The 10,492-nt window shown below is 51.2% G+C and carries 14 protein-coding genes and 1 pseudogene; 7 read left to right on the top strand and 8 right to left on the bottom strand.

The window, feature by feature from the left end:
- The 3 genes and pseudogenes from BGK49_RS25250 to epmA all read right to left on the bottom strand — a co-directional run.
- A partial coding sequence (locus BGK49_RS25250; RefSeq protein WP_001650043.1) for an IS1-like element transposase occupies positions 1-237 on the bottom strand: 237 nt, incomplete at its 3' end.
- A 56-nt stretch (positions 238-293) separates the two neighbouring features.
- Positions 294-860: pseudogene (locus BGK49_RS03510) on the bottom strand (amino acid permease); the annotation flags it as partial.
- A gap of 218 nt (positions 861-1,078) precedes the next feature.
- The gene (gene epmA, locus BGK49_RS03505; RefSeq protein ID WP_000004772.1) at positions 1,079-2,056 is read right to left on the bottom strand and encodes an elongation factor P--(R)-beta-lysine ligase; all 978 of its coding nucleotides are present in this window, start codon (positions 2,054-2,056) and stop codon (positions 1,079-1,081) included.
- Between the two features lie 324 nt (positions 2,057-2,380).
- Between epmA and frdA the strand changes: the two genes are divergently transcribed.
- The 6 genes from frdA (at position 2,381) to blc (ending at position 7,507) form a co-directional block, all read left to right on the top strand.
- The gene (frdA, locus tag BGK49_RS03500) at positions 2,381-4,189 is read left to right on the top strand and encodes a fumarate reductase (quinol) flavoprotein subunit (protein ID WP_001192965.1); all 1,809 of its coding nucleotides are present in this window, start codon (positions 2,381-2,383) and stop codon (positions 4,187-4,189) included.
- Positions 4,182-4,916: a fumarate reductase iron-sulfur protein gene (gene frdB, locus BGK49_RS03495; RefSeq protein WP_000829495.1), complete on the top strand. Its 735-nt coding sequence runs from the start codon at positions 4,182-4,184 to the stop codon at positions 4,914-4,916. The genes frdA and frdB overlap by 8 nt, the downstream gene beginning before the upstream one ends.
- A gap of 10 nt (positions 4,917-4,926) precedes the next feature.
- Positions 4,927-5,322, top strand: a complete 396-nt coding sequence (frdC, locus tag BGK49_RS03490; RefSeq protein WP_000208757.1) for a fumarate reductase subunit FrdC — start codon at positions 4,927-4,929, stop codon at positions 5,320-5,322.
- A 10-nt stretch (positions 5,323-5,332) separates the two neighbouring features.
- Positions 5,333-5,692 carry a fumarate reductase subunit FrdD gene (gene frdD, locus BGK49_RS03485; protein WP_024259702.1) on the top strand — a complete coding sequence of 120 codons (360 nt, stop codon included), beginning with the start codon at positions 5,333-5,335 and terminating at the stop codon, positions 5,690-5,692.
- A 62-nt stretch (positions 5,693-5,754) separates the two neighbouring features.
- Complete coding sequence (locus tag BGK49_RS03480) at positions 5,755-6,885, top strand: BlaEC family class C beta-lactamase (RefSeq protein ID WP_005025617.1); 1,131 nt, start codon at positions 5,755-5,757, stop codon at positions 6,883-6,885.
- A gap of 88 nt (positions 6,886-6,973) precedes the next feature.
- Positions 6,974-7,507, top strand: a complete 534-nt coding sequence (gene blc, locus BGK49_RS03475) for a lipocalin Blc (RefSeq protein WP_001238381.1) — start codon at positions 6,974-6,976, stop codon at positions 7,505-7,507.
- On the opposite strand, the gene sugE is transcribed toward blc, so the two are convergent.
- The 4 genes from sugE to efp all read right to left on the bottom strand — a co-directional run bounded on the left by sugE (position 7,504) and on the right by efp (position 9,003).
- The gene (sugE, locus tag BGK49_RS03470; RefSeq protein WP_000118482.1) at positions 7,504-7,821 is read right to left on the bottom strand and encodes a quaternary ammonium compound efflux SMR transporter SugE; all 318 of its coding nucleotides are present in this window, start codon (positions 7,819-7,821) and stop codon (positions 7,504-7,506) included. The genes blc and sugE overlap by 4 nt on opposite strands.
- Positions 7,822-8,002: 181 nt before the next feature.
- Positions 8,003-8,149, bottom strand: coding sequence for a lipoprotein toxin entericidin B (gene ecnB / locus BGK49_RS03465; RefSeq protein WP_000239596.1), 147 nt, complete (start codon positions 8,147-8,149; stop codon positions 8,003-8,005).
- A 110-nt stretch (positions 8,150-8,259) separates the two neighbouring features.
- A complete protein-coding gene (gene ecnA, locus BGK49_RS03460) occupies positions 8,260-8,385 on the bottom strand; it encodes a lipoprotein antitoxin entericidin A (protein WP_000977757.1) in 126 nt (41 codons plus the stop codon).
- A 51-nt stretch (positions 8,386-8,436) separates the two neighbouring features.
- Positions 8,437-9,003, bottom strand: a complete 567-nt coding sequence (gene efp, locus BGK49_RS03455; protein ID WP_000257278.1) for an elongation factor P — start codon at positions 9,001-9,003, stop codon at positions 8,437-8,439.
- Between the two features lie 41 nt (positions 9,004-9,044).
- Here efp and epmB point away from each other — a divergent pair, with 41 nt between their 5' ends.
- Complete coding sequence (gene epmB, locus BGK49_RS03450) at positions 9,045-10,094, top strand: EF-P beta-lysylation protein EpmB (RefSeq protein ID WP_000940527.1); 1,050 nt, start codon at positions 9,045-9,047, stop codon at positions 10,092-10,094.
- 135 nt (positions 10,095-10,229) lie between these two features.
- On the opposite strand, the gene BGK49_RS03445 is transcribed toward epmB, so the two are convergent.
- On the bottom strand, positions 10,230-10,492 hold a 263-nt coding region (locus BGK49_RS03445), incomplete at its 5' end, for an IS1 family transposase (RefSeq protein WP_000317683.1).

Raw genomic sequence — 10,492 nt, 5'->3', positions numbered from 1 at the left:
CGTGTTGAGGCCAACGCCCATAATGCGTGCACTGGCGCGACATCCGACGCCATTCATGGCCATATCAATGATTTTCTGGTGCGTACCGGGCTGAGAGGCGGTGTAAGTGAACTGTAGTTGCCATGTTTTACGGCAATGAGAGCAGAGATAGCGCTGATGTCCGGCAGTGCTTTTGCCGTTACGCACCACGCCTTCAGTAGCGGAGCAGGAAGGACATCTGATGGAAATGGAAGCCACGCAAGCACCTTAAAATCACCATCATACACTAAATCAGTAAGTTGGCAGCATTACCCGAAATGCCCACCATTTAATAACAAAATAGTAATGCTTACTAACAGCAATACTAAATTCAGACACATTACTGCAATACCGCCCACCGCAGTAATGCGGGCAATTTTATTAATCCCCTTTGAAGCAACGACGGTGACCAGAATCATCCATGCTACTGCCAGCAGACCAACCACCTGCGTAGGCTCCAGTCCGGCAATACGCCAGTGCTGGGTCATGTCGCTACCATAGAGGAATGTTGAGAACGGTACCCAAACTTTCGCGTAGGTACTCACCATCCAGATGATATAAGAGGAAAACCACATAAACGTACCAATGAAGGCAAAACGTGGTCCGACACTATTATTCATCCAGGAATAGATACCACCTTCTTCTTTGCGATAAGCAGCTCCCATTTCAGCCATCATTAAGGCGAATGGAATAAAGAATAACAATGCAGAAAATATATAAAAGGGAATCGCACTATAACCCATTAAGTAATAAGCCGATGGGCTATTGGCAAATCCAAATACGGAAGTAAAGATCATCAATATGAGTCCTATCAGACTCATCTTTTTTATCGTGTGAGGCATGAAACCATCCTTCATTTCAGCGCGTGTATAACACGTGCCCACTGAACTGCACTGCGCAACATTGAGCAGGCAGCGTAAAAACCAATACAGAATTGATACTCGGATGATATCAAATATCCAGTCTTAAATTGTGGCCTTTAACGGAAAAATGAAAACATATGCTACAGAATGGCGCTTATCACGCCATTCTTCGCTGTTAATTCAGTAATTTTTCAGAATTATGCCCGGTCAACGCTAAAGGCGATGACTTCAGCCAGTGTCTCCGAGCCCAGCGCCAACATCACCAGACGATCAACACCTAATGCCACGCCGGAACAGTCAGGCATACCGACTTTCAAGGCTTCAATCAGATTCTGGTCAATGGGGTGCTGCGGCAAACCGCGCGCCGCGCGCTTACGGTTATCTTGTTCAAAGCGTTGTTGCTGCTCACGGGCATCCGTTAATTCATGGAAACCATTCGCCAGCTCAATACCTTTATAATAAACCTCAAAGCGTTCAGCGACCCGATGATCTTCGGTACTGATTTGCGCCAGTGATGCCTGGCTGGCTGGAAAGTGGTACACAAAGGTCGGTTTTTCTTTGCCAATATTTGGCTCTACGCCAAAGGTAAACAGCAATTGTAGCAACGTGTCGCGGTCTTCTTCGGTATCAGCAACGTTACTCAAATCCAGTTTCGCTGCGACTTCCCGCAGTTGCGTTTTGTCGGCAGAGAGCGGGTCAATTTCCAGATAACGCAAGAAAGCTTGTTGATAAGAAAGGCTTTCTGCTGCCGGGCAGTCCAGCACCTGTTGTAAGAGATCGTCCACCTCGTTCATCAACCGGTACATATCATAGTGCGGTCGATACCACTCAAGCATAGTGAACTCAGGGTTGTGATAACGCCCCATCTCTTCATTACGGAAGCTGCGGCACAGCTGGAATACCGGCCCACAACCGGCAACCAGCAGGCGTTTCATATGGTATTCCGGGCTGGTCATTAACCAGAGATTCATCCCCTGCGAATGCCCGGGGCCTACGAAACGTGTCTCAAACGGGACCAAATGAATATCGGTTACCGTCGCCTGGCTCATACAAGGCGTCTCCACCTCCAGCACTCCACGATCAGCAAAGAAACGACGGATCTCCGCCATAATCGCCGCGCGTTTTAATAAGTTAGGAATGGATGCGCTCGGCTGCCAGGATGCCGTTTCGCTCATAGTTAAATCTCCAGTTTTTGACAAGGGCACGAAGTCTACTCGCAACGCGACGGCGAGACAAATTTTACGCAGGAATCAAACAGCGGTGGGCAGTGACTAAAAAAAGCACGATCTGATGGTTTAGTAATTAAATTAATCATCTTCAGTGATAATTTAGCCCTCTTGCGCACTAAAAAAATCGATCTCGTCAAATTTCAGACTTATCCATCAGACTATACTGTTGTACCTATAAAGGAGCAGTTGAATAGCGTTCGCAGACCGTAACTTTCAGGCACTTACCCTGAAGTACGGGGCTGTGGGATAAAAACAATCTGGAGGAATGTCGTGCAAACCTTTCAAGCCGATCTTGCCATTGTAGGCGCCGGTGGCGCGGGATTACGTGCTGCAATTGCTGCCGCGCAGGCAAATCCAAATGCAAAAATCGCACTAATCTCAAAAGTATACCCGATGCGTAGCCATACCGTTGCTGCAGAAGGGGGCTCCGCCGCTGTCGCGCAGGATCATGACAGCTTCGAATATCACTTTCACGATACAGTAGCGGGTGGCGACTGGTTGTGTGAGCAGGATGTCGTGGATTATTTCGTCCACCACTGCCCAACCGAAATGACCCAACTGGAACTGTGGGGGTGCCCATGGAGCCGTCGCCCGGATGGTAGCGTCAACGTACGTCGCTTCGGCGGCATGAAAATCGAGCGCACCTGGTTCGCCGCCGATAAGACCGGCTTCCATATGCTGCACACGCTGTTCCAGACCTCTCTGCAATTCCCGCAGATCCAGCGTTTTGACGAACATTTCGTGCTGGATATTCTGGTTGATGATGGTCATGTTCGCGGCCTGGTAGCAATGAACATGATGGAAGGCACGCTGGTGCCGATCCGTGCTAACGCGGTCGTTATGGCTACTGGCGGTGCGGGTCGCGTTTATCGTTACAACACCAACGGCGGCATCGTTACCGGTGACGGTATGGGTATGGCGCTAAGCCACGGCGTTCCGCTGCGTGACATGGAATTCGTTCAGTATCACCCAACCGGTCTGCCAGGTTCCGGTATCCTGATGACCGAAGGCTGCCGTGGTGAAGGCGGTATTCTGGTCAACAAAAATGGCTACCGTTATCTGCAAGATTACGGCATGGGCCCGGAAACTCCGCTGGGCGAGCCGAAAAACAAATATATGGAACTGGGTCCACGCGACAAAGTTTCTCAGGCCTTCTGGCACGAATGGCGTAAAGGCAACACCATCTCCACGCCGCGTGGCGATGTGGTTTATCTCGACTTGCGTCACCTCGGCGAGAAAAAACTGCATGAACGTCTGCCGTTCATCTGCGAACTGGCGAAAGCGTACGTTGGCGTCGATCCGGTTAAAGAACCGATTCCGGTACGTCCGACCGCACACTACACCATGGGCGGTATCGAAACCGATCAGAACTGTGAAACCCGCATTAAAGGTCTGTTCGCCGTGGGTGAATGTTCCTCTGTTGGTCTGCACGGTGCAAACCGTCTGGGCTCCAACTCCCTGGCGGAACTGGTGGTCTTCGGCCGTCTGGCCGGTGAACAAGCGACAGAGCGTGCAGCAACTGCCGGTAATGGCAACGAAGAGGCAATTGAAGCGCAGGCAGCTGGCGTTGAACAACGTCTGAAAGATCTGGTTAACCAGGATGGCGGCGAAAACTGGGCGAAGATCCGCGACGAAATGGGCCTAGCAATGGAAGAAGGTTGCGGTATCTACCGTACGCCGGAACTGATGCAGAAAACCATCGACAAGCTGGCAGAGCTGCAGGAACGCTTCAAGCGCGTGCGCATCACCGACACCTCCAGCGTGTTCAACACCGACCTGCTCTACACCATTGAACTGGGCCACGGTCTGAACGTTGCTGAATGTATGGCGCACTCCGCAATGGCACGTAAAGAGTCCCGCGGCGCACACCAGCGTCTGGACGAAGGTTGCACCGAGCGTGACGACGTCAACTTCCTCAAACACACCCTCGCCTTCCGCGATGCTGATGGCACGACTCGCCTGGAGTACAGCGACGTGAAGATTACTACGCTGCCGCCAGCTAAACGCGTTTACGGTGGCGAAGCGGATGCAGCCGATAAGGCGGAAGCAGCCAATAAGAAGGAGAAGGCGAATGGCTGAGATGAAAAACCTGAAAATTGAGGTGGTGCGCTATAACCCGGAAGTCGATACCGCACCGCATAGCGCATTCTATGAAGTGCCTTATGACGCAACTACCTCATTACTGGATGCGCTGGGCTACATCAAAGACAACCTGGCACCGGACCTGAGTTACCGCTGGTCCTGCCGTATGGCGATTTGTGGTTCCTGCGGCATGATGGTTAACAACGTGCCAAAACTGGCATGTAAAACCTTCCTGCGTGATTACACCGACGGTATGAAGGTTGAAGCGTTAGCTAACTTCCCGATTGAACACGATCTGGTGGTCGATATGACCCACTTCATCGAAAGTCTGGAAGCGATCAAACCGTACATCATCGGCAACTCCCGCACCGCGGATCAGGGTACTAACATCCAGACCCCGGCGCAGATGGCAAAGTATCACCAGTTCTCCGGTTGCATCAACTGTGGTCTGTGCTACGCCGCGTGCCCGCAGTTTGGCCTGAACCCAGAGTTCATCGGTCCGGCTGCCATTACGCTGGCGCATCGTTATAACGAAGATAGCCGCGACCACGGTAAGAAGGAGCGTATGGCGCAGTTGAACAGCCAGAACGGCGTATGGAGCTGTACTTTCGTGGGCTATTGCTCCGAAGTCTGCCCGAAACACGTCGATCCGGCTGCGGCCATTCAGCAGGGCAAAGTAGAAAGTTCGAAAGACTTTCTTATCGCGACCCTGAAACCACGCTAAGGAGTGCAACATGACGACTAAACGTAAACCGTATGTACGGCCAATGACGTCCACCTGGTGGAAAAAATTGCCGTTTTATCGCTTTTACATGCTGCGCGAAGGCACGGCGGTTCCGGCTGTGTGGTTCAGCATTGAACTGATTTTCGGGCTGTTTGCCCTGAAAAATGGCCCGGAAGCCTGGGCGGGATTCGTCGACTTTTTACAAAACCCGGTTATCGTGATCATTAACCTGATCACTCTGGCGGCAGCTCTGCTGCACACCAAAACCTGGTTTGAACTGGCACCGAAAGCGGCCAATATCATTGTAAAAGACGAAAAAATGGGACCAGAGCCAATTATCAAAAGTCTCTGGGCGGTAACTGTGGTTGCCACCATCGTAATCCTGTTTGTTGCCCTGTACTGGTAAGGAGCCTGAGATGATTAATCCAAATCCAAAGCGTTCTGGCGAACCGGTATTCTGGGGCCTCTTCGGGGCCGGTGGTATGTGGAGCGCAATTATTGCGCCGGTGATGATCCTGCTGGTGGGTATTCTGCTGCCACTGGGGCTGTTTCCGGGTGATGCGCTGAGCTACGAGCGCGTTCTGGCGTTCGCGCAGAGCTTCATTGGTCGCGTATTCCTGTTCCTGATGATCGTTCTGCCGCTGTGGTGTGGTTTACACCGTATGCACCACGCGATGCACGATCTGAAAATTCACGTGCCTGCGGGCAAATGGGTTTTCTACGGTCTGGCTGCTATCCTGACAGTTGTCACGCTGATTGGTATCGTTACAATCTAACGTATCGCCAATGTAAATCCGGCCCGCCTATGGCGGGCCGTTTTGTATGGAAACCAGACCTTATGTTCAAAACGACGCTCTGCGCCTTATTAATTACCGCCTCTTGCTCCACATTTGCTGCCCCTCAACAAATCAACGATATTGTGCATCGCACAATTACCCCGCTTATAGAGCAACAAAAGATCCCCGGTATGGCGGTGGCGGTAATTTATCAGGGTAAACCTTATTACTTTACCTGGGGCTATGCGGACATCGCCAAAAAGCAGCCCGTCACACAGCAAACGTTGTTTGAGTTAGGTTCGGTCAGCAAAACATTTACGGGCGTGCTTGGTGGCGACGCTATTGCTCGAGGGGAAATCAAGTTAAGCGATCCCGCAACAAAATACTGGCCTGAACTTACCGCTAAACAGTGGAATGGGATCACACTATTACATCTTGCGACCTACACCGCTGGCGGCCTGCCATTGCAGATGCCGGATGAAGTGAAATCCTCAAGCGACTTGCTGCGCTTCTATCAAAACTGGCAGCCTGCATGGGCTCCAGGAACACAACGTCTGTATGCCAACTCCAGTATCGGTTTGTTCGGCGCACTGGCTGTGAAGCCGTCTGGTTTGAGTTTTGAGCAGGCGATGCAAACTCGTGTCTTCCAGCCACTCAAACTCAACCATACGTGGATTAATGTACCGCCCGCAGAAGAAAAGAATTACGCCTGGGGATATCGCGAAGGCAAGGCAGTTCATGTTTCGCCAGGGGCGTTAGATGCTGAAGCTTATGGTGTGAAGTCGACCATTGAAGATATGGCCCGCTGGGTGCAAAGCAATTTAACCCCCCTTGATATCAATGAGAAAACGCTTCAACAAGGGATACAACTGGCACAATCTCGCTACTGGCAAACCGGCGATATGTATCAGGGCCTGGGCTGGGAAATGCTGGACTGGCCGGTCAATCCTGACAGCATCATTAACGGCAGTGACAATAAAATTGCACTGGCAGCACGCCCGGTAAAAGCGATTAAGCCCCCAACTCCTGCAGTACGCGCATCATGGGTACATAAAACGGGGGCGACCGGCGGATTTGGTAGCTATGTCGCGTTTATTCCAGAAAAAGAGCTGGGTATCGTGATGCTGGCTAACAAAAACTATCCCAATCCAGCGAGAGTCGCCGCCTGTCAGATTCTCAACGCTCTACAGTAAAATTTCATCGGGTCCGAATTTTCGGACCTTTTCTGCGCTTTTCCTTGCTGTCATCTACACTTAGAAAAAAACCAGTAAGGAAACATTTATGCGCCTGCTCCCTCTCGTTGCCGCAGCGACAGCTGCATTTCTGGTCGTTGCCTGCAGTTCTCCTACGCCGCCGCGTGGCGTGACAGTAGTGAATAATTTCGACGCTAAACGCTATCTCGGTACCTGGTATGAGATTGCCCGTTTTGATCACCGTTTTGAACGTGGACTGGAAAAAGTCACCGCAACATACAGTCTGCGTGATGGCGGCGGCCTGAATGTCATCAATAAAGGCTATAACCCTGACAGAGAAATGTGGCAGCAGAGTGAAGGGAAAGCGTACTTTACCGGCGCACCAACACGCGCTGCGCTGAAAGTGTCATTCTTTGGTCCTTTCTATGGCGGTTATAACGTCATTGCACTTGATCGGGAATACCGCCATGCGCTGGTTTGCGGCCCGGACCGCGACTACCTGTGGATACTCTCCCGCACGCCAACCATTTCTGACGAAGTGAAACAGGAGATGCTGGCAGTCGCGACCCGGGAAGGGTTTGATGTCAGTAAGTTTATTTGGGTACAGCAGCCCGGTAGTTAGTGAGTGCTGAGTTTCAGACCAATAATCCCCAATACGATTAACGCCAGACTCGCCAGGCGCATCGGGTTAGCGGACTCACCGAGCAGCACAATGCCGGTGATAGCCGCGCCGACTGCGCCAATACCCGTCCACACGGCATAAGCCGTCCCTACTGGTAACGATTTCATCGCCCAGGCAAGTAGCGCCATACTGACAATCATCGCCGTCACGGTAATAACACTCGGCGTCAAACGACTAAAGCCGTGGGTATATTTCAGGCCAACGGCCCATACCACTTCCAGCAGACCAGCAATAACTAAGATAATCCAGGACATATCAGGCTCCGGAGAATTGGGGCCGTCCCCGGTGAAAAGACGCGTTTGCAGGTCGTCCTGCAACGCTGATGGTTGAACGGATATTTTGCCAGGTGGCAGGGGAATTTCAACTATTACCTTAGTGACTATCGCAGAAAAAACAAACGGCACGACACAGCTGTCGTACCGTTATTGCTTATTGCTATTGCTGCGCTTTCGTTGCTGCGCCAGAAATCGCGTTACCGCCATCAGAAATGTCTTCACCAACGCCACGCGTGGTGTTGCAGGCAGTTAATACTGTTGAAAGCACCAGAACAGAAAAGATCGCTGCAATTGTCTTCTTCACCATAACGTCTTCCTTTTAGGTAATGTTATTTATGTTTGCCTATAGCAAATTAATAATAGACAACATCGCCAAAAATGACGGAAATCTGATGATTTTTCGGAAGAGAAGAAAAATTAGCTGGCAGCGCGAGAGATGGAGTTGCCGAGATGTTTGATGTCTTCGCCGAAACCGCGAGCGGTGTTACAGCCCGTGAGCAGCGTACTGGCAAGCAAAACAAGAACGATAAGGCGTTTCATCATCTCTGACCTGAATAAGTGATGGTGCAGCCTGCAGGCCGCACCACAACCGCATTACTTCACGCGAGAGACGTATTCACCAGAGCGGGTATCCACTTTGATGACTTCGCCGATTTGTACGAACAGCGGAACCTTAACCACAGCGCCAGTAGACAGGGTAGCCGGTTTGCCGCCAGTACCTGCGGTATCACCTTTCAGGCCCGGATCGGTATCAACGATTTCCAGTTCAACGAAGTTCGGCGGAGTAACGGAGATCGGCTGACCATTCCACAGAGTTACGATACACTCTGCCTGATCCAGCAGCCATTTAGCGTTATCGCCAATTGCTTTTGCATCAGCAGACAGCTGCTCGAAAGTTTCGTTGTTCATGAAGTGCCAGAACTCACCGTCGTTGTACAGGTAAGTCAGGTTCATATCGACAACATCAGCGCCTTCAGCGGAATCAGTAGATTTGAAGGTTTTTTCTACGCGAGTACCGGTCAGCAGACGACGCAGTTTAACGCGAGCAAATGCCTGGCCTTTACCCGGTTTTACGAATTCACTCGCTTCAACCGCGTAAGGTTCGCCGTCTAACATGATTTTAAGACCAGCACGAAAATCGTTGCTATAGTACGTTGCCATAAGGCCCTCTGAAATTTGTTAATTGGTAGCTAAGCCACAAAATGGCGCATATTGTAACCCTAAATACCCCATCCAGAGAAGATTGGTTAACGCAACTTGCCGATGTTGTGACCGATCCTGATGAACTTCTGCGTCTTTTGAATATAGACGCGGACGAAAAACTGTTGGCCGGACGCAGCGCCAAAAAGCTGTTTGCCCTGCGTGTGCCCCGCTCATTTATCGATCGCATGGAGAAAGGCAATCCGGACGATCCTCTTTTGCGTCAGGTACTTACCTCGCAAGATGAGTTTGTCGTCGCGTCCGGATTCTCCACCGACCCACTGGAAGAACAGCACAGCGTAGTGCCTGGTTTGTTGCATAAATACCACAACCGGGCGCTTTTGCTGGTCAAAGGCGGCTGCGCGGTAAATTGCCGCTATTGCTTCCGTCGCCACTTCCCCTATGCCGAAAATCAGGGCAACAAGCGTAACTGGCAGACTGCACTTGAGTATGTTGCTGCGCATCCGGAACTGGACGAGATGATTTTCTCCGGCGGCGATCCGCTGATGGCGAAAGATCACGAGCTGGACTGGTTGCTCACACAACTGGAAGCCATCCCGCATATCAAACGTCTGCGGATTCACAGCCGTCTGCCGATTGTGATCCCGGCACGCATCACAGATGCGCTGGTTGAACGCTTTTCACATTCTACGCTGCAAATCCTGCTGGTGAATCACATCAACCATGCCAATGAGATAGATGAAACATTCCGTCAGGCGATGGCTAAGTTGCGCCGGGTAGGCGTTACTTTGCTGAACCAGAGCGTTCTGTTACGTGATGTGAACGATAACGCACAAACGCTGGCAAACCTGAGTAATGCGTTGTTCGATGCCGGCGTGATGCCGTATTACCTGCATGTGCTCGATAAAGTACAGGGCGCGGCGCATTTTATGGTGAGTGATGACGAAGCACGGCAGATTATGCGTGAGTTGCTGACATTGGTGTCGGGATATCTGGTGCCGAAACTGGCGCGAGAAATTGGCGGCGAACCCAGCAAAACGCCGCTGGATCTCCAGCTACGCCAGCAGTTACTGATTAAACAGGGAAGTTAAACATTAAAATTGCCTGATGCGCTACGCTTATCAGGCCTACATCGTGCATTGAAATTGAATGGATTTGAAATGAACTGTAGGCCGGATAAGGCGTTTACGCCGCATCCGGCAAGAGCAACAGGTAATGACTCCAACTTACTGATAGTGTTTTATGTTCAGATAATGCCCGATGACCTTGTCATGCAGCTCCACCGATTTTGAGAACGACAGTGACTTCCGTCCCAGCCTTGCCAGATGTTGTCTCAGATTCAGATTATGTCGCTCAATGCGCTGAGTGTAACGCTTGCTGATAACGTGCAGCTTTCCCTTCAGGCGTGATTCATACAGCGGCCAGCCATCCGTCATCCATACCACGACCTCAAAGGCCGACAGCAGGCTCAGAAGACGCTCCAGTGTGG

Origin of the sequence: Shigella sp. FC1544 (assembly GCF_001722145.1) — a bacterium.
GTDB lineage: Bacteria > Pseudomonadota > Gammaproteobacteria > Enterobacterales > Enterobacteriaceae > Escherichia > Escherichia coli.
Note: the sequence above shows the minus strand (reverse complement) of the source record. Positions and strands in the feature narration are given on the sequence as shown.